20 protein-coding genes are annotated in these 17,499 nt (G+C 67.5%); 11 read left to right on the top strand and 9 right to left on the bottom strand.

Annotated features, from left to right (window positions below):
* Positions 1-66: 66 nt before the first annotated feature.
* Positions 67-501: a MarR family transcriptional regulator gene (locus P0Y48_03035; GenBank protein WEK14202.1), complete on the bottom strand. Its 435-nt coding sequence runs from the start codon at positions 499-501 to the stop codon at positions 67-69.
* A 37-nt stretch (positions 502-538) separates the two neighbouring features.
* Between P0Y48_03035 and P0Y48_03030 the strand changes: the two genes are divergently transcribed.
* Complete coding sequence (locus P0Y48_03030) at positions 539-772, top strand: hypothetical protein (GenBank protein WEK14201.1); 234 nt, start codon at positions 539-541, stop codon at positions 770-772.
* An 85-nt stretch (positions 773-857) separates the two neighbouring features.
* On the opposite strand, the gene P0Y48_03025 is transcribed toward P0Y48_03030, so the two are convergent.
* Positions 858-1,286 carry a VOC family protein gene (locus tag P0Y48_03025; protein WEK14200.1) on the bottom strand — a complete coding sequence of 143 codons (429 nt, stop codon included), beginning with the start codon at positions 1,284-1,286 and terminating at the stop codon, positions 858-860.
* A gap of 36 nt (positions 1,287-1,322) precedes the next feature.
* Entirely contained in the window at positions 1,323-3,392 is a 2,070-nt protein-coding gene (gene uvrB, locus P0Y48_03020; GenBank protein ID WEK14199.1) for an excinuclease ABC subunit UvrB, read from the bottom strand.
* A 67-nt stretch (positions 3,393-3,459) separates the two neighbouring features.
* Here uvrB and P0Y48_03015 point away from each other — a divergent pair, with 67 nt between their 5' ends.
* Positions 3,460-4,071 (top strand): DUF4126 domain-containing protein, encoded by a 612-nt coding sequence (locus P0Y48_03015; GenBank protein WEK14198.1) that lies wholly within the window; start codon positions 3,460-3,462, stop codon positions 4,069-4,071.
* Here P0Y48_03015 and coaE read toward each other — a convergent pair.
* Entirely contained in the window at positions 4,053-4,682 is a 630-nt protein-coding gene (gene coaE, locus P0Y48_03010; protein ID WEK14197.1) for a dephospho-CoA kinase, read from the bottom strand. The two genes, P0Y48_03015 and coaE, sit on opposite strands and share 19 nt — an antisense overlap.
* Positions 4,683-4,979: 297 nt before the next feature.
* Here coaE and P0Y48_03005 point away from each other — a divergent pair, with 297 nt between their 5' ends.
* The 5 genes from P0Y48_03005 to P0Y48_02985 all read left to right on the top strand — a co-directional run bounded on the left by P0Y48_03005 (position 4,980) and on the right by P0Y48_02985 (position 8,169).
* Positions 4,980-5,543 carry a hypothetical protein gene (locus P0Y48_03005; protein WEK14196.1) on the top strand — a complete coding sequence of 188 codons (564 nt, stop codon included), beginning with the start codon at positions 4,980-4,982 and terminating at the stop codon, positions 5,541-5,543.
* A 61-nt stretch (positions 5,544-5,604) separates the two neighbouring features.
* A complete protein-coding gene (locus P0Y48_03000; protein ID WEK14195.1) occupies positions 5,605-6,195 on the top strand; it encodes a signal peptidase I in 591 nt (196 codons plus the stop codon).
* Positions 6,192-6,743, top strand: coding sequence for a hypothetical protein (locus tag P0Y48_02995; GenBank protein WEK14194.1), 552 nt, complete (start codon positions 6,192-6,194; stop codon positions 6,741-6,743). The genes P0Y48_03000 and P0Y48_02995 overlap by 4 nt, the downstream gene beginning before the upstream one ends.
* On the top strand, positions 6,740-7,291 hold the full coding sequence (locus tag P0Y48_02990; GenBank protein WEK14193.1) for a hypothetical protein: 552 nt from the start codon (positions 6,740-6,742) through the stop codon (positions 7,289-7,291). Before P0Y48_02995 ends, P0Y48_02990 begins: the two co-directional genes overlap by 4 nt.
* Positions 7,288-8,169, top strand: a complete 882-nt coding sequence (locus P0Y48_02985; GenBank protein ID WEK14192.1) for a response regulator transcription factor — start codon at positions 7,288-7,290, stop codon at positions 8,167-8,169. The genes P0Y48_02990 and P0Y48_02985 overlap by 4 nt, the downstream gene beginning before the upstream one ends.
* A gap of 24 nt (positions 8,170-8,193) precedes the next feature.
* Here P0Y48_02985 and P0Y48_02980 read toward each other — a convergent pair whose 3' ends face one another.
* The 4 genes from P0Y48_02980 to P0Y48_02965 all read right to left on the bottom strand — a co-directional run bounded on the left by P0Y48_02980 (position 8,194) and on the right by P0Y48_02965 (position 13,209).
* Positions 8,194-9,354: a hypothetical protein gene (locus tag P0Y48_02980; protein WEK14191.1), complete on the bottom strand. Its 1,161-nt coding sequence runs from the start codon at positions 9,352-9,354 to the stop codon at positions 8,194-8,196.
* Complete coding sequence (locus tag P0Y48_02975; protein ID WEK14190.1) at positions 9,351-11,033, bottom strand: HAMP domain-containing sensor histidine kinase; 1,683 nt, start codon at positions 11,031-11,033, stop codon at positions 9,351-9,353. The genes P0Y48_02980 and P0Y48_02975 overlap by 4 nt, the downstream gene beginning before the upstream one ends.
* An 85-nt stretch (positions 11,034-11,118) precedes the next feature.
* Positions 11,119-12,570 (bottom strand): 30S ribosomal protein S1, encoded by a 1,452-nt coding sequence (gene rpsA / locus P0Y48_02970; protein ID WEK14189.1) that lies wholly within the window; start codon positions 12,568-12,570, stop codon positions 11,119-11,121.
* Between the two features lie 198 nt (positions 12,571-12,768).
* On the bottom strand, positions 12,769-13,209 hold the full coding sequence (locus tag P0Y48_02965) for a YchJ family metal-binding protein (protein WEK14188.1): 441 nt from the start codon (positions 13,207-13,209) through the stop codon (positions 12,769-12,771).
* Positions 13,210-13,299: 90 nt separating this feature from the next.
* Between P0Y48_02965 and P0Y48_02960 the strand changes: the two genes are divergently transcribed.
* From P0Y48_02960 to P0Y48_02945, 4 genes are all read left to right on the top strand, one after another.
* Positions 13,300-13,833 carry a hypothetical protein gene (locus P0Y48_02960; GenBank protein ID WEK14993.1) on the top strand — a complete coding sequence of 178 codons (534 nt, stop codon included), beginning with the start codon at positions 13,300-13,302 and terminating at the stop codon, positions 13,831-13,833.
* A 254-nt stretch (positions 13,834-14,087) separates the two neighbouring features.
* Positions 14,088-14,576 (top strand): hypothetical protein, encoded by a 489-nt coding sequence (locus tag P0Y48_02955; protein ID WEK14187.1) that lies wholly within the window; start codon positions 14,088-14,090, stop codon positions 14,574-14,576.
* 175 nt (positions 14,577-14,751) lie between these two features.
* A complete protein-coding gene (locus P0Y48_02950) occupies positions 14,752-15,471 on the top strand; it encodes a hypothetical protein (protein WEK14186.1) in 720 nt (239 codons plus the stop codon).
* Complete coding sequence (locus P0Y48_02945; GenBank protein ID WEK14185.1) at positions 15,455-16,387, top strand: 5'-3' exonuclease; 933 nt, start codon at positions 15,455-15,457, stop codon at positions 16,385-16,387. The genes P0Y48_02950 and P0Y48_02945 overlap by 17 nt, the downstream gene beginning before the upstream one ends.
* Before the next feature lie 43 nt (positions 16,388-16,430).
* Here P0Y48_02945 and P0Y48_02940 read toward each other — a convergent pair whose 3' ends face one another.
* The gene (locus tag P0Y48_02940) at positions 16,431-17,423 is read right to left on the bottom strand and encodes a PHP domain-containing protein (protein ID WEK14184.1); all 993 of its coding nucleotides are present in this window, start codon (positions 17,421-17,423) and stop codon (positions 16,431-16,433) included.
* Between the last annotated feature and the right edge of the window lie 76 nt (positions 17,424-17,499).

The following is a 17,499-nucleotide window of genomic DNA, read 5'->3' as shown; positions in this document are numbered from 1 at the left end:
GACAAGTCTAGGTCGGGCCTCGGACATCGGCTCCGGCAGGTGCGCGGACGCACCCGCCGACGGGTGTCAGCGCCGGGGGCCGGCAAAGCGTACGAGGGCGTCGCGTAACGCGGCGACCTCGGTGGCATCCATTCCCGTGAGCTCCAGGATGCGCTTGGGGACAGCGAGCGCTTCCTCGCGCAGCGCCAGCCCCTCGGCGGTCAGACCGATCTCCAGCACGCGTTCGTCGTCGGCGCGGCGGGCGCGAACGACCCGCCCCTGCGCCTCGAGCCGCTTCACGAGGGGCGAGAGGGTGGCAGGCTCCATCGCCAGTTCATCGGCGAGGCCGGCGAGCGAGCGCGGTGCGCTCTCCCAGAGCGCGAGCATGACGAGGTACTGCGGATGAGTGAGACCGAGCGGTTCGAGGACCGGTCGATAGAGCGCGACGACGTTGCGGGCCGCCGTCACGACAGCGAAGCAGAGCTGATTGTCGAGCTTCAGCAGGTCCGCACGCTCATCCATGCGCCGAGTGTAGCAATTACTTAGTACACTAATCATCATGACGCGAAGCGAATCACGCCCGCCGCTGCGAGAGCGCGTGCGGGAGGCCGGCGGCTGGTATGCGTACCTCAACAGCCGGCTCATCCGCGTTGCCGGTCCCGCGTCGGTCGGCCCCTACGACACGGATCCGGAGCCCGTACGCACCGAGCGGGCCTGCCCCCTGTGCGGTGCGCCGATGTCGCAGCACAGTTTCGATCGGAGCGGACCCAAGCCGCTCATGCACTGCCCGTAAGCACTGCCCATAAGCACTGCCCATAAGCACTTCCGACGGCACTACCGGCGAGCATCACCTGCGCAGATTCGGGACGCGGCGCAGGTCACCCGCCGTCGAGAGAGATCGTCCCGTCTGCGGCAAGCGTCCATCCCGGATTGACCGCGACTTCCCATGGATGCCCGTCGGGGTCGATGAACACTCCGGAGTATCCGCCCCACTCCGTCCGCGCCGCCTCCCGGGCGAGCCGTGCTCCGGCATCCTTTGCCGTCTGCAGGATGCCGTCGACCTCCTCGGGGGTCTGCACGTTGTAGGCGAGGGTGACCCCTCCCCAACCACCGGCGTCATCGACGCCCGAGTCGGCCGCGAGCGAGTCACGTGACCACAGGGCGAGGACCATCCCGCCCATCTGATAGAACGCGACCTCACCCGGGACGGACGCGTCGTGCGGCTCCCATCCGAGCGCCGCGTAGAACGAGCGTGAGCGCTCCAACCTCGCCACTCCGAGGGTGATGAGGCTGATGCGCTGTTGCATGAGGGTTCCTTCTCCGGCGAATGGCCGGGCGACGGCTCAGGCGTGCCCCGCACGCTCCATGGCGCGGAGTTCCCGCTTGAGGTCCTGCACCTCGTCGCGAAGACGTGCGGCGAGTTCGAACTTCAGCTCCCCCGCAGCGGCGAGCATCTGGTTCGACAGATCTTCGATGGTCGCCTCCAGTTGGTTCGCACCCTCCGCGGCGATGCCCTCCCGCCGGAGTCCGGGCGTGGGACTCTTCCCCTTGCCGGACTTCGTCTTCTTCGACAGCATCGCCTTCGTGTCAGACGCCTCGCGGGCAAGCACATCGGTGATATCGGCGATCTTCTTGCGGAGCGGCTGCGGATCGATGCCGTGTGCCGTGTTGTAAGCGACCTGCTTCTCGCGGCGACGGTCGGTCTCTTCGATGGCCGCTCGCATGGAGTCGGTCATGTTGTCGGCGTACATGTGCACCTCGCCCGACACGTTGCGCGCCGCGCGGCCGATGGTCTGGATGAGCGAGGTCCCGGAACGGAGGAAGCCCTCCTTGTCGGCGTCGAGGATCGCAACGAGTGACACCTCTGGCAGATCGAGGCCCTCGCGGAGGAGGTTGATGCCGACCAGCACGTCATAGACGCCCGAACGAAGCTCGGTGAGCAGTTCCACTCGGCGGAGCGTGTCGACGTCCGAGTGCAGGTAGCGCACGCGTACACCGTGCTCACCCAGGAAGTCGGTGAGTTCTTCGGCCATCTTCTTCGTGAGCGTGGTGACCAGGACGCGCTCGTCGCGATCGACGCGGAGGCGGATCTCTTCGAGCAGGTCGTCGATCTGCCCCTTGGACGGCTTCAGGATGATCTGAGGATCGACGAGTCCGGTCGGACGGATGATCTGCTCGACCACTCCATCGGCGATCCCCATCTCGTAGCGGCCGGGCGTCGCCGACAGGTAGACGGTCTGTCCGATGCGCTGCTTGAACTCGTCGAAGCGCAGCGGACGATTGTCGAGCGCGCTCGGAAGCCGGAAGCCGTGGTCGACGAGCGTGCGCTTGCGAGACGCATCGCCCTCGTACATCGCTCCGATCTGCGGCACGGTGACGTGCGACTCGTCGATGACCATGAGGAAATCGTCGGGGAAGAAGTCGAGCAGCGTGTGCGGGGGCTCCCCCGCACTGCGCCCGTCGAGGTGACGCGAGTAGTTCTCGATGCCGGAGCAGAACCCCAGCTGCTGCAGCATCTCCAGGTCGAACGTCGTGCGCATGCGCAGACGCTGGGCCTCGAGCAGCTTGCCCTGGCCTTCGAGCTCCGCGAGCCTGGCCGCCAGCTCGGTCTCGATCGTGCCGATGGCCCGCTGCACGGTGTCGGTCCCCGCGACGTAGTGGGATGCCGGAAAGATCGGCACGCTGTCGAGCTTCTGCACGACCTCGCCCGTGAGCGGGTGCAGCATGTACAGCGCCTCGATCTCGTCGCCGAAGAGCTCGATCCGGACGGCGTACTCCTCGTACACCGGGATGATCTCGATGGTGTCGCCCCGCACCCGGAAGTTGCCCCGCGAGAAGTCGACGTCGTTCCGGTTGTACTGCATCGCGATGAACTTGCGGATGAGAGCGTCGCGGTCGTATCGCTCACCCACCTGCAATGCCACCATCGCGCGCATGTACTCCTCGGGCGCGCCGAGGCCGTAGATGCAGGACACCGTCGACACGACCACGACGTCGCGTCGGCTGAGCAGCGAGTTCGTCGTCGAGTGACGCAGCCGCTCCACCTCGGCGTTGACCGAGGAGTCCTTCTCGATGAAGGTATCGGTCTGCGGAACGTAGGCTTCGGGCTGGTAGTAGTCGTAGTAGCTGACGAAGTACTCGACCGCGTTGTGGGGCATGAGGTCGCGGAACTCGTTGGCCAGCTGGGCGGCGAGGGTCTTGTTGTGCGCAAGGACGAGCGTCGGTCGCTGCACCTGTTCGATGAGCCACGCAGTGGTCGCCGACTTGCCCGTACCGGTGGCGCCGAGGAGGACCACATCGGTCTCCCCCGCGTTGATGCGAGCGGCCAGATCGGCGATCGCCTGCGGCTGATCACCGCTCGGGGCGTACTCGCTGACGACCTCGAAGGGTCGGACGGATCGCGTGGGCTGCATCATTCCAGCGTAGGCCGCACCTCCGACATCGTGGGTCGGATGCCGAGGCGCCGCGTACGCTGGTGGCGTGATCGAGTTCCTGGTCGGATCGGGCTTGGCGGCCGCCGCCGGCCTGAACGCGTGGATGCCGCTCTTCCTGCTCGGCCTCGCCGATCGAATCGTCCCCGCCGTCGAGCTTCCCGCCGCCTGGGCGTGGCTGTCCAGCGACGTGGCCCTCTGGATCACCGGCGTGCTGCTGGTCGTGGAGATCGTCGCCGACAAGGTGCCCGCGGTCGATTCGGTCAACGACGTCCTGCAGACGGTCGTCCGACCCGCATCGGGTGGGATCGTCTTCGGGGCCGGCGCGACCAGCGAGACAGCGCGAGTGGCCGACCCGGCATCCCTGTTCGTCGACAACGCGTGGGTCCCCATCGTGGTGGGCGTCGTGATCGCGCTCGCCGTCCACGCGGTGAAAGCCTCGGTGCGCCCGGTCGCGAACCTTGCGACCGCGGGCGTTGCGGCGCCCGTCGTGTCCACGATCGAGGACGTGTCGGCATTCGCCCTCGTCGCGGCCGCGATCTTCGTTCCGGTGCTCGCCGGCATCCTCCTGATCGCGCTGCTCGTCGCCGCGATCGCGCTGTTGCGCCGGCGTCGACGCCTGCGCACTCTGCGCGCCGGCGCTCAGCCCTCGTTCGACTGACGCCCGAGCGGCGACGCAGCGCGCAGACGCTCCCACAGGCGGTCCGTCTGATCCTGCGTCGCGCTGAGCTGCCCGCCCGTGTCGATCACGACATCCGCGATCGCGAGACGACGATCGTCGGAGGCTTGCGCCCCGATGCGTGCTGCGGCATCCTCCTCCGTCATCCCCCGCACCTCGACGAGCCGTCGTCGACGAACGTCCGCCGGAGCGTGGGCGACGACCACGAGATCCCACGGGTCGTCGACGCGCGCCTCCACCAGCAAGGGGACGTCATAGACGACGACCGCCCCGGGGTCGTCGGCGAACGCCGCAGCGAACCGGCGAGCCGACTCCTCGCGTACCGCAGGATGGACGATGCCGTTCAGCCGGGCGAGAGCCGCCGGGTCGCCGAAGACGCGGGCTCCGAGCGCCGCCCGGTCCAGCTCACCGTCAGGCCGCAGCACGTCGTCGCCGAACTCGGCGGCGATCGCAGCGAGCACCGGTGAGCCGGCGCGTTGCACCTCGCGGACCAGCGCGTCGGCGTCGACGATGACGGCACCGAGGGCCTTCAGCCGCGCCGCGATGGTGGATTTCCCGGAGGCGATCCCTCCGGTCAGAGCGATGAGAGGCATGGCTAGAGGATGTCATGACCTTTCGCTGATCATCTCCTCTCCCAAGCCCAAGCGACGCTTGAGGGCGTCTTGAGGGAAACCTGAGACTGCCCCTCTAACGTCAGTGATGCAGGCAGAGAGACCCGAAATCGAAGCCTCACCGAAGCGGGACCCGAACCCGCCTCGGTCACATCGAATAAATCCGGTCAGCCCGAACACGACCGACACAGCCCCGCCCCGGAGGACCCGAACCTCCGGTGGCGCGGCGCTGTTCGGCGCGCTCGAACACCGACACCATCGCCTGAAAGGCCCCCCGAAATGACCTCGAACGACATCACCACCGCTCCCGTCCAGACCGAGGAGCGCAAGAGCAAGCGCCGCGCGATCGTGGCCTTCACGCTCGCCGCCCTCGCCGTCGGCGGCATCGGCGCCGCGGCCACGAGCGCCGCCTGGACCGACAACGTCTTCTTCTCGGCCAAGGCCGAGGCGGCGACCTTCAACCTCCAGGGTTCGCTCAACGGCACCACCTGGCAGGAGTCGGACAACAGCGGCTCGATCCAGCTGGTCGTCCCCGCCTCGAGCCTCGCGAACCTGCTGCCGGGCGACACCCGCACCATCAACCTCTACGTGAAGAACCTCGGCACGGCCGCCGCCTCGCTGACCTCCTCGGTCGCCTGGGCCACGTCGCCGGCCTCCACCTTCACCACCAACCCGACCACCGCCGTCGAGGGCCTCTCGGCCACGCTGACGCCGGCCGGCGGAGCGACCGAGACCGACCAGTTCCAGCTGAAGGTCACCACCGACAGCGCCTGGGCCTCGAGCAACCAGGGCAAGTCCGGCACGATCATCGTCACGATCGCCGGCACCGCCGTCGCTCCGTAATCGCGACACCGCACACGACAACAGACCCACCGCAGCTCACACAGGAAAGAGAGGAACGACGATGAAGCTTCTGCGCAGACTCGCCGACATCACCCTCTGGATCCTCGCCGCGGTGGGTCTGGCGTGTGCCCTGGTCTGGGGCGCGACCGCCCTCGGCCTCATCAAGCCGCTCATCGTGATCTCGGGCTCCATGGAGCCGGGGATCATGACGGGTGACCTCGTTGTGGATGTTCCGGTGGCTACCGCCGACGTCGTCGTGGGAGACGTCGTGAGCTTGCCCTCGGACCTCACTCACAACCTGGTGACACATCGAGTCCAGAAGATCGTCGACCTGGGGGACGGCCGTTTTCGGATCTCGATGAAGGGCGACAACAATGCCGCTCCGGACGCCCTCGATTACAACGTGGGTGACCGGGTGTGGCAGCCGGTGCTGCAGTTCAGCGGCTGGGGGGCCGCTGTGCAGCGTCTCACGACACCGGCTGTCGCCCTGCCTCTGGTGATCGGGCTCGTAGCACTGCTGGGGATAACTCTGCTGCTGCCCGCTCCGAAGAGCCGGCGTTCCGGTGCGGTCGCGGGGGCTCCTTCCGTGCCGGACGCCACAACGGTCACGACCGAAACCGACCGTGCCGACGCTGAGCTGGTGCTGCGGTGACCGCGGCCCGCGCGCGTCTGGTCGCGCTCGCCGCCGTCGTCGGCGCGACCGCCGCGATGGGGATCGCCGGCGCGTCGCCTGCCAGCGCTCGCACGGTGCCTCTGACGTACGACCTCGGTGTCGTCCTGCCCGGTCAGACGCGCTCGATCGAACGCACCATCGACATCCCTCGGGATGCCACGGTGGTCTCCGCACAGTTCGCGGACGGTGCGGGGGGAACCGGGTGGGACGCTCAGCTCTGCAAGGAAGATGACTGCTCCGCGGTGGGCGACCTGACCGATGCGGCCCTGGCTGCGGGAGAGTATCGTCTCGTCGTGACCCTCGCCATGCCCGTCGACGCCACGGGCGTCCTGGGAACCTCGGCCACCGGATCGTTGACTCTCGTCGACGCCGGCGTGGATGCGGACGCGATTCTTCCCGCCACGGGCGGCACGCTTCCGCTCGCGGCCGGCCTGGTCGGCGGCGCTCTCGCCGCAGGCGGGATGCTCCTCCTCCTCGTCGGTGGAGGTCGCCGCCGGCGTCAGGTACCCGCCGAGGCGCGCTCATGACCCGCGTCCGCGCCGCTCGCACACGCTGGGCGACCGCCGTCGTGGCGGTGCTGCTCGCTGTCGGCGGCATCGGTGTCGCGGGTGCCGTGCAGGACACGCAGGCCGCATGGACCGACCGCACGCATGTGTCTGCTGTCGCCACGGGCGGCAGCTGGGTGGCCCCGACGACCTATGGATGCACGGCGATGAACGCCAACGGCACCGAGAAGAACGGGGGCCGTTGCACCGTCACGTCGGTCACGGCCAACGAATGGGGTACTGCCCCCGACCGCCAGCGCGGCTACACCGTGACCTTCAACACGAACGCCGGCAACGGCTACGTCCAGTTCTCGATCAGCCTCGTCGTCTCGGGCGTATCCTCGGACTTCTCCTGGAGCAACGCGGGCGTCCTCGACAACGGTCAGGTCACCCCGAACAACGGCTGGACGTGCGCGCAGCTCCCGACTCTCACGGGCAAGACCCCCACCAACTGGGGATGGGGAAGCTCGAGCCAGATCTACTTCCAGGTCACCGAGAACCGCTCCAGCGCGACGGTGACCTGCGGATGAGCGCGCCGACACAGCCTTCGTCCGTCCGGTTCCGATCCGTCTTCTGGGATATCATCTCGGATGCCGGTCCCCTCACCGCCATCTCCGACCGGCAATCGGAGGGAACCCCGTTGCCGGACTCACAGGTCGCCGTCGTCGTCGAAGACGATCCGGACATCCGCGCACTCATCACGGACGTCCTGGATCAGGCCGGGTTCCGCGTGTATCCCGCGGGCTCCGGTGTCGAAGGGCTCGCGCTCATCGCCGAGCACCAGCCGATCGTGACGACTCTCGACGTCAGCCTTCCCGGCATGGACGGCTTCGAGACCGCTCGACGCATCCGCTCCGTCAGCGGCACGTACATCGTCATGCTGACGGCGCGCGCCGACGAGATCGACACCCTCCAGGGGCTCCAGGCGGGCGCCGACGACTACATCACCAAGCCGTTCCGCCCCCGCGAGCTGCGCGCCCGCATCGAGGCGATGCTCCGCCGCCCCCGCACGTTCGGGCTCCCCGACCTGCCGGCCGGCGTCGAGTCGACGGTACCGAGCATTCCCGCTCCCGCGCCCGATGAGGGCGGGTGGCTCGAGCACAAGGGACTGCGTCTGCACCCTGACATGCGTATCGCGTCGGCCGACGAGGAAACCCTCGATCTCACGCGCAGTGAGTTCGACATCCTTCACAACCTCTTGAGCGCGGGCCGGCGGGTCGTCGGCAAGAACGAACTCGCATTGATGCTCCGTGGTGAGAGTCATCTGGGCATCGGGTTCGTCAGCGAACACGACACGCGCGCGATCGAAGTCCACGTCGCGAACCTGCGCCGCAAGCTCGGCGAATCGGCCGCACAGCCCCGCTGGATCGAAACGATCCGCGGAATCGGCTACCGCCTCACCCTCTGAATCGCGCTCCGTCCGCCCGCGTCGTCACTCCGCTTCCGCGAGGATCACGGAGGCGTCCGGGCTCGTCGAGGAACGTCGCGCGGCACGCTGGGCCGCATCCACCAGCGCGCCGGCGTCGTGTCCGAGTTCGTCGCTCAGGGCGACGCCGATGCCGATCACGGGGATGACGGCACTCCCCCGGGCGGCGAAGTCATCCAGGAGTCGACGCTGCACGCGGCTCGCGATGCGACGGGCGTCAGCGGCGGTGGGCGGCTCGAAGGCGATCAGCATGGCATCCTCCGCCTCACCCACGAGGGAGAACGTCGGCGCATACCGGCGCACTCCTCGCCGGAACCCCTCATCGATCGCCTCCTGCTCCCCCGTGCCGAAGGCGACCCCGATGTGAGAGAGGTCATCGATGCGCAGCGCGACGACACCGAACAGCTCGCCGGAGTTCTGCGCGCGGGTCAACACGCTCGGCAAAGCGGCCCGGAAGGACGCCGGGCTCAGGGTGCCGTCCGGCGACACCTCGAGGATCGCGTGCTCCCTGTCCTGACGCACGGTGACTCGGCCGCTGCGGAGCATCGTCGCCGTCGTGAGGGCGACGATGGTCAAGACGATCGACACGAGACCGGTGATACTCGACGAGAACCAGGTCATGAAGATCGGGCTTTCCGGGCCCTGCGTGGCGAGGACGAACGCGCGTCCGTAGTAGTAGATCGCGACGAGTGCCAGCACGATGGTGAACCCGAGCGAGCTCAACACGGCCCCCATCGCGCCGCGGCGGGACTCGATCGAACCCAGCAGGGAGAACGTGGCGATGCCGAGGAACATCTGCACCGAGCCGGCCCAGTCCCCCGCCTGCGGACCGGGAAGCAGTGTCGCGAGGAGCTGACCCACGACGGCGGCGGCCACGACGACGCCCGGGATGCGGATGCTGCGACCGTTGAAACTGCGACCGCCGAGCCAGAAGAAGCCGCCCGTGGCGACGAGCGCGGAGTTGCCGATCGCGATGGCGATCCAGGGCTCAGAGGTCGCTTGCCAGACGAGGTAGGCGGTCACCGTGAGCATGCCGCTGAGGAAGGCCAGCGCCCACACACGGCCCGCACCGACCTCCCGACGCAGGAGCGTCTCCACGAGATACAGCACGCCCGCCGTGAGGGTGACGATCGCCACGATCAGATTGACGGTGAACAGGTCGATCACGGAGCGCCCTCCTCGGCGTTGGGGGAATGAGCGGGTTCCGCGCCTATGACGGGTGCCTCTTTCGGGTGCGCGAGCGGCAGTCGCACGATGAAGGTCGCGCCTTCATCGAGTCCGGTCCGGACGGTGATCTCCCCCGCGTGAGCCCGCACGATCTCCCGACTGATCGCGAGACCGAGTCCGCTGCCGTGCGTCGTCGAATTGCGCACGAGCCCGGAACGAAAGAACCTCTCGAACAGGCGGGGCAATTCACTCTCCGGGATGCCGGGGCCGTTGTCGCTGACCGCGAGCCACACGTGCGCCTCGTCGCTGGTGAGACCCACCGTGACCCTTCCACCGGGGTGGCTGTACTTGATCGCGTTGGAGAGCAGGTTGTCGATCACCTGACGCATCCGCAGCGGATCGGCGACCGTGCGGACGTCCTCGACTGCGTCGGTCTCGATCGTCATGCGGCGCTCCGTCGCGCGCGGCAGGGCGGACTCCACAGCGGAGTCGACCAGCTTGGCGAGATCGACGAGTTCGGGTCGAAGCGTGAGTTCCACGCCGCGGTGGGATGCCGCCGACGCTGTCAGCAGGTCTGCCACCAGATCGAGGAGCCGGCTGGAGTTGCGTTCCACCACCTCGAGGCTGCGCCTGCTCACCGGCGACAGGCTCGGGTCGTCCAGCGCGAGCTCGACGTATCCCATGATTGACGTCAGCGGGGTGCGCAGCTCGTGGGAAACGGATGCCACGAGGTCTTCTCTTGCACGCAGCGCGAGCTCTTCGGCCGTGACGTCGAGCGTGACGATGATCATGCCGGCATCCGTCAGGTCTTTGTCGACGAGTCGGCGGGCGGTGGACCGCAGCGCTCGCCGCTTCTCCTCACCGGGGTCACCGTGCCAGACGAGGGCGTTCTCGAACTCCTCACCGCGGCGGGCGCGCGCGAGCGGAAGGTCGTCATCGCCGATCGGCGTGATGCCGTCCGCCGCGTACGCGCGCGATGCGCCTGCACTCGCCCGCTGCAGGCGCCCGTGTGCTTCGTTCGTGACGACGAGCGATCCGTCGGTCGTGAGGCGGATGACTCCGAAGTCGACGGCTTGCAGTACCTCCGTCACGAGATCCTCCTGGCTGCGTGCCCGGTCCACGGAGCGCTGCAGGTACTGGGACTGCTTGTCCAGGAGCACCCTCTGTACGAGGGCGCGACGAGACCCGAGCGCGGCCACCGTCGCCAGGCCCGCGATCATGACCGGGAAGAGGAACGTCGACGGGCTCAGCGTCTGCGACGGCTCCAATGCCATGAGCGACCAGTACGCGGCCGAGATCACGGACACACCGAGGAAGGCGCCCCACCCGCCGAACGCTGAGGCGATCCAGATCGCGGGAAACGCCCAGAGCAGTCCGAGCGCCGCCTCGGGGGCTGCGGCGCGCAGCAACATGATGGCGCCGATGTCGACGAGAGGGAGGATGAGGATCGCGAGGGAAGGGAACCTCGTCCAGGGCAGGATGAACGCGGCGCCGGTCGCGAGGAACACGATGGTCACTCCGTACATGAGGAGCGGACCGCTTCCCACCATGTCGAACAGGACCACGAGCACCGAGGCCAGGAGCACGACAGCGCCGAGCAACACCTGATTCAGGAGCAGAGACCGGTCACGACCGCGCCCGATGGTGCGGGGGGTCGGCGCCGGTCCGGTGAAGCTCACATACAGACGCTACAGCCCGAAGACCCCGCAGACGCGGAAGGGGGCCGCGACCTGACGGTCACGACCCCCTTCGGAGCGATTCGACTCAGCGGCCGGAGAGCTTCTCGCGAAGCGCCGCGAGCGCCTCGTCGTCGGCCAGCGTGCCGCCGACGCTCGACGTGTCGGACGAGAAGGACGATCCGCCGGCCTCGGCCGGGGCAGCTGCCTCGGCCTCGAGCGCCTTGGCGACAGCGGCCTTGTGAGCCTCCCAGCGACCCTGGGCCGCAGCGTACTCCTGCTCCCACTTCTCGCGCTGAGCGTCGAAGCCCTCGAGCCAGGCACCCGACTCGGGGTCGAAGCCCTCGGGGTACTTGTACTCGCCGTTCTCGTCGTACTCGGTGGCCATGCCGTACAGCGCCGGGTCGAACTCGGTGCCGTTGGGGTCGACCGACTCGTTGGCCTGCTTGAGCGACAGCGAGATGCGGCGACGCTCGAGGTCGATGTCGATGATCTTGACGAAGACCTCTTCACCGACCGACACGACCTGCTCGGCGAGCTCGACGTGCTTGCCCGAGAGCTCGGAGATGTGCACGAGGCCCTCGATGCCGTCGGCGACGCGGACGAACGCACCGAACGGAACGAGCTTGGTGACCTTGCCCGGAGCGACCTGACCGATCGCGTGCGTGCGTGCGAACACCTGCCACGGGTCTTCCTGCGTCGCCTTCAGCGACAGGGAGACGCGCTCGCGGTCGAGATCGACCTCGAGGATCTCGACGGTGACCTCCTGGCCGACCTCGACGACCTCGGACGCGTGCTCGATGTGCTTCCACGAGAGCTCGGAGACGTGCACGAGGCCGTCCACGCCGCCCAGGTCGACGAACGCACCGAAGTTGACGATCGACGACACGACACCCTTGCGGACCTGACCCTTGTGCAGGTTGTTGAGGAACGTGGTGCGCGACTCGGACTGCGTCTGCTCGAGCAGGGCGCGGCGCGAGAGCACGACGTTGTTGCGGTTCTTGTCGAGCTCGAGGATCTTCGCCTCGATCTCCTGGCCGAGGTACGGCGTGAGGTCGCGGACGCGACGCAGCTCGATGAGCGACGCGGGCAGGAAGCCGCGGAGGCCGATGTCGACGATGAGACCACCCTTGACGACCTCGATCACGGAGCCGGTGACCACACCGTCGTTCTCCTTGATCTTCTCGACGTCGCCCCAGGCGCGCTCGTACTGCGCACGCTTCTTGGAGAGGATGAGGCGGCCTTCCTTGTCCTCCTTCTGGAGAACGAGGGCTTCGACCTCGTCGCCGACCTTGACGACCTCGTTCGGGTCGACGTCGTGCTTGATGGAGAGCTCGCGCGAGGGGATGACACCCTCGGTCTTGTACCCGACGTCGAGGAGGACCTCGTCGCGGTCGATCTTCACGACGGTGCCTTCGATGAGGTCTCCGTCGTTGAAGAACTTGAGGGTCTTCTCGACCGCGGCCAGGAAGTCTTCAGCAGATCCGATGTCGTTGATGGCGACCTGCTTGGTGGCCGGGGCGGTCGTTGCGGTAGTCATGTAGTGGGTTGTCCTTGTTGGGTTGGGTGTCGGGCTTCGCACCAGGACCGGGCGGTCCCGGCATCCGTTCGAGGACGAGCGGATGCCTCAGCCGAAGCGATGTGGATGGGATTGCGTGTCACGCAGACATGACGATATCGCCACGCGTGTGACACTCCAGGTTATCAGAGCACGGGCGCCACGGACAGCCGCCCCCGATCAGGTGACGTCACCGTCCACGTACCACCACCGGTCGCGCTGGAACACGAACCGACTCCGCTCCTCGAGGATGCCGTCCGCTCCCCCGTCGGTCCATCCCGCGCGGAATTCGACGATGCCCCGGCGGTCGCCCGGTTGGCCCTCCTCGACCCGCACGACCGTGAGCCGCCTCCACCGGAGCGACGCGTCGAGATCGACACGGTCGGGGCGAGTCGAAGGATGCCAGGTCGCCTCGAGGTATGCCGCGTCGTTCACCGCGAACGCCGTGAATCGCGAGCGCATGAGGGCGACCGCCGTCGGCGCTGCTCCCCCGGCCAGGTAGGGGCCGCAGCACTCCTCGTACGCGCCGCCGCCGCAGGGACACGAAGCCCCCGGAGCGATCACCCGCCGCGACCGCGCCCCGAACGCCGCACCTGTCGAGGAAAACGGATCGGATGCCACGCAACGACTCTAGGCGCGGCGGCCGCGGGCGGACGCGCCTGTGGACAACCGGCGAGCCTGGAGCGCACGGATGGCTACGGTGACCGGGTGATGATGCGGAAGACAGTAGTGACGACCCTGGCGGCGACGGTGGTGGTTGCGGGACTCTGCGGTTGCGCGCCTGATCCCTTCGCCGACCCCACCCCCGCTCCGACGCCCAGTGGCGTGGTGTCCGGCTTCGCGTCCGACGAGGAAGCCTTCGCCGCCGCCGAGGCCACCTACCGGGCCTACGTCGATGCTGTGAACGAACGCCGCAAGGATCCGAGGTCCGAACCGGACCCATTGTCGTTCATGACGAAGTCCGGCAGCGCCGAGGAACGGAGTGCGGAGAGTGAGCTGCGGTCTCGAGGCTGGAAGATTGTCGGCGATTCATCCATCGCATCCGTGACCCCGATCTTCGCGGACGAGTCAAGCGCCACATTGAACGTCTGTCTCGACGCCTCCGGAACAACAGTTGTTGACGGAAAGGGCAATGATGTGACCCCGCGTGAGCGCGATGATCGCGTCTCAGTAAGTGTTCACTTCGAGGTGTTTGCTGGACGAGCTCACATTGCGGGCACGCAAACGATGGAAGTCGGATGCTAATCGAACTGTCTATCGCGGCTGCTCTTCTGGATATCCACGCCGGACGTTGCACGTCGAACATGCAGAGCGCGGGCATGTGCGCCATTTCAACCGTTAACGATCGAGAACTGACAATTGAAGGATCCGTGGCGCCACCAAGCTCGGGGGTTGGTGTCGACGGCGGTGAGTCCCGGCCACCGACTAGCGAGGACCCCTCCGCCGAATCGACGGAGTGCACCGACCCGCTGAACCGGTGCCTGTCATTCGAAGTGGTGATGCGCGAGGAGCCGACGCTCAGCGACGTCGCCTCTTTCGCCCCGACTTTGACGTCGCTCTCGCCGGAGCCGGACGGCATCGGAATCGCGGGGCTTCCCCTCAACGTCGTGGCGCACGCCGAAGCCCACACGCGCACGGGCGAGCTGTTCGACCTCCCGGTGACCGTGCGATTCCGCCCGGTCTCCTTCGCGTTCGACTACGGCGACGGCACCGCACGCGAATCGACGACGGGCGGTGCCACGTGGCAACAGCTCGGTGTCGCGCAATTCACCGCGACGGGCACCAGCCACGCCTACCGTCAGCGGGGCACGTACACGATCACCGCCGTCGTGCACTTCGCGGCGGACGTTGACTTCGGCAACGGTTGGCAGCGTGTGCCCGGTCTGCTCGGCATCCCGGCAGGCTCGACCACCGTCGAGATCCTGGAGGCGCGCACCGCGCTCGTCGAACGCACCTGCGCGGAAGACCCCAGCGGCATCGGATGCTGACGGTCAATCGGCGCAGTCGGCGCGACGGGCGGAGCACGTCGCGACCACCCGCACACGACCGTGCCGCGTGCCAGGATGACAGCGTGACCGACCGACTCATGCTCCTCGACACCGCCTCGCTCTACTTCAGGGCGCCGACATGCGTCTCAGGCGGATAGAAGAAGGTGACATCGAAGTGACCGGCAGCGAATCCGACTCATTGCCAACCGCCGAGGAGTTCGAGGTGGACGAAGGCCTTCAGAGGATGATCGTGAACAACGTCTTAAGAGGAATCGCGAACGAGATGGTCTTGACCGGGGAGGTCGACCCGTCGCGGCTCACGCTGGACCAATTGCTCGCGCTCGCATTCGAACGGATGAAGGACAATCTTCGGGACGGCGTGGAGTTCGCGATGGTCGTTGACCATAGTTCAACAATCCTGGCCGAGGCCCGTTCATATGCCGACGGCGGAAGAGAAGAGTTCGCTTTCGTATTTTACGGACTGTTTATCGAGCACGTCCTAAACCGAGCAATTCGCGACCGTTCTACGCAACTTGGCCTATCAGAGCGCGAGACGGTTGAACTCATGCGGCGGTCCGTACCTGACAAGACGGGGCTTACCTGGAAGTTGCTTTTTGGCGAAGACTTCCCAGCGCTACTGCGGTCGGACATCCGATTCATATCAGAGCGACGAAACTCTTTCGCGCACTACAAGTGGCAAGACCATCCCGAGTCACATCTCTTGCCTGACGCGATCCGGACGCGTCGCGAGAAGGCGGAAACTACGGCGGAGAGGGCCGCATCGACTCTCGAAGACTACGTCAGGCGTCTCTTTACCACCGATGGGGACGTAATCGACCACTGGTTGCATGGACCACACCCGACTGAGGAATCGCAAAATGAAGAACCATCCTGAGAAGTTGCTCTTGCTTGACACCGCCTCGCTCTACTTCCGCGCCTTCTACGGTGTCCCCGACACGGTCAAGGCGCCCGACGGGCGTCCGGTCAACGCCGCACGCGGCCTGCTGGACATGATCGCGAAGCTCGTCACCACCTACGAGCCGAGCCACCTCATCGCCTGCTGGGACGACGACTGGCGCCCGCAGTGGCGCGTCGACCTCATCCCCAGCTACAAGACGCACAGGGTCGCGGCCGAAGTCGAGACCGGACCCGACGTCGAAGTGGTTCCCGACCCCCTCGAGATCCAGGTTCCGATCATCCGCGAGGAACTCGCCGCGCTGGGTATCCCGATCATCGGCATCGCCGCACATGAAGCAGACGACGTCATCGGCACCCTCGCCACCACGACGCCGGGAGCCGTCGACGTCGTCACGGGCGACCGCGACCTCTTCCAACTCGTCGACGACGACAGGGATGTGCGCGTCATCTACACCGGCCGCGGGATGAGCAACCTCGAGGTCCTCACCGACACCGTCGTCGTGACGAAGTACGGCATCCTTCCGACCCAGTACGCGGACTTCGCCGTGTTGCGAGGTGACGCATCCGATGGGCTCCCCGGTGTCGCGGGTATCGGCGAGAAGACCGCCGCAACCCTCCTCGCCGCCCACGGCGACCTTGCCGGCATCATTCGCGCTGCCGAGGCCGGTGACGGCATGAGCGCCGGCGTCCGCGCGAAAATCCTCGCCGCACTCGACTACCTGGCGGTCGCCCCGACCGTCGTCGAAGTGGTCCGGGATCTCCCCCTCGACATCGACCTCCACGAGGCGCGCCTGACCGCACCCGACGCCGCCACGCTCGCCGACCTCACCGACCGGTGGAACCTGGGGAGCTCGCTCGATCGCGCTGTCGCAGCGATCTCCGCACGCGCCTGAACCGACGCGATGGTCCAGCGGGCAGAGGCGCGGCGGGCACGGATCACGCGTGCCGTGCGGTCCACTCCCGCAGCTGCTCCAATGGCCACGTCGTCACGATCCGCTCCGGCGGGACCCCGGCGCGCTCGGCGCGGACGGCGCCCTCGCTGAGCAGCGCGAGCTGCCCGGGCGCATGCGCGTCGGAGTCGATCGAGAACAGGCACCCCTCCGACAATGCGACGGCAATGAGCTCGTCGGGCGGATCTTCCCGCTCGGGCCGAGAGTTGATCTCCACCGCCACGCCATGAGAGGCGCACGCCGCGAAAACCGCAACCGGGTCGAACGTCGACGGCGGGCGCGTGCCCCGACTCCCGCTGACGAGCCGGCCCGTCACATGACCGAGCACATCGACATGAGGACTCGACACCGCAGCCACCAACCGCCGGGTCATCGCCGCCGACTCCATCCGCAGCTTCGAATGCGCCGAGGCCACCACGACACCCAGCTCCGCGAGCAGCCCCTCCTCCTGGTCGAGGGCACCGTCGTCGAGGATGTCGACCTCGATGCCGCTCAGCAGCGTGAATTCGTCCACGGAGAAGGACGGCACGAGCCGGAGTTGCTCGCGCAGGCGCTCGGGAGAGAGTCCGCGAGCCACCCTGAGGCGGGGAGAGTGGTCAGTCAACGCGAGGTATTCGTGCCCCAGCGCGCGAGCGGCATCCACCATGAGATCGATCGACGTCAACCCGTCCGACCACTCCGAGTGCGCGTGCAGATCGCCGCGCAAGCGAGGCCGCAGGGTCGAGACCGCGGCTTCCGCGGAGCAGCGGAGTTCCGCCAGGTAGCGCGGCACCCCTCCCGCGAGCGCCTCCTGGATCACCGCGAGCGACGAGTCGCCGATGCCCTTGCGTCGGCGCAGCGCTGCCGTGTCCGCCAACTCCTCGGACGTCAGCCCTTCGATGGCGGCCGCCGCCGCCCGGAACGCCTGCGAGCGGTACCGCGAGGCCCGCTCGCGCTCGAGCAGCGTTGCGATCTCGGTGAGCGCTTCTCTGGGCTCCACGTGGTCCTCCGGTCGTCGACGTCGTCCTCGGGCGAGCCGTGCGGGGTGCGGACACGCGAACGGGCCCGCGCCGGAG

Origin of the sequence: Candidatus Microbacterium phytovorans (assembly GCA_029202445.1) — a bacterium.
Taxonomy (GTDB): Bacteria; Actinomycetota; Actinomycetes; order Actinomycetales; family Microbacteriaceae; genus Microbacterium; species Microbacterium phytovorans.
Note: the sequence above shows the minus strand (reverse complement) of the source record. Positions and strands in the feature narration are given on the sequence as shown.

Coding starts and splice junctions, on each gene's coding strand:
- P0Y48_03035 (WEK14202.1), bottom strand. CDS start 501: ATGGATGAGCGTGCGGACCTGCTGAAGCTCGACAATCAGCTCTGCTTC.
- P0Y48_03030 (WEK14201.1), top strand. CDS start 539: ATGACGCGAAGCGAATCACGCCCGCCGCTGCGAGAGCGCGTGCGGGAG.
- P0Y48_03025 (WEK14200.1), bottom strand. CDS start 1,286: ATGCAACAGCGCATCAGCCTCATCACCCTCGGAGTGGCGAGGTTGGAG.
- uvrB (WEK14199.1), bottom strand. CDS start 3,392: ATGCAGCCCACGCGATCCGTCCGACCCTTCGAGGTCGTCAGCGAGTAC.
- coaE (WEK14197.1), bottom strand. CDS start 4,682: ATGCCTCTCATCGCTCTGACCGGAGGGATCGCCTCCGGGAAATCCACC.
- P0Y48_03005 (WEK14196.1), top strand. CDS start 4,980: ATGACCTCGAACGACATCACCACCGCTCCCGTCCAGACCGAGGAGCGC.
- P0Y48_03000 (WEK14195.1), top strand. CDS start 5,605: ATGAAGCTTCTGCGCAGACTCGCCGACATCACCCTCTGGATCCTCGCC.
- P0Y48_02990 (WEK14193.1), top strand. CDS start 6,740: ATGACCCGCGTCCGCGCCGCTCGCACACGCTGGGCGACCGCCGTCGTG.
- P0Y48_02985 (WEK14192.1), top strand. CDS start 7,288: ATGAGCGCGCCGACACAGCCTTCGTCCGTCCGGTTCCGATCCGTCTTC.
- rpsA (WEK14189.1), bottom strand. CDS start 12,570: ATGACTACCGCAACGACCGCCCCGGCCACCAAGCAGGTCGCCATCAAC.
- P0Y48_02960 (WEK14993.1), top strand. CDS start 13,300: ATGATGCGGAAGACAGTAGTGACGACCCTGGCGGCGACGGTGGTGGTT.
- P0Y48_02955 (WEK14187.1), top strand. CDS start 14,088: ATGCGCGAGGAGCCGACGCTCAGCGACGTCGCCTCTTTCGCCCCGACT.
- P0Y48_02945 (WEK14185.1), top strand. CDS start 15,455: ATGAAGAACCATCCTGAGAAGTTGCTCTTGCTTGACACCGCCTCGCTC.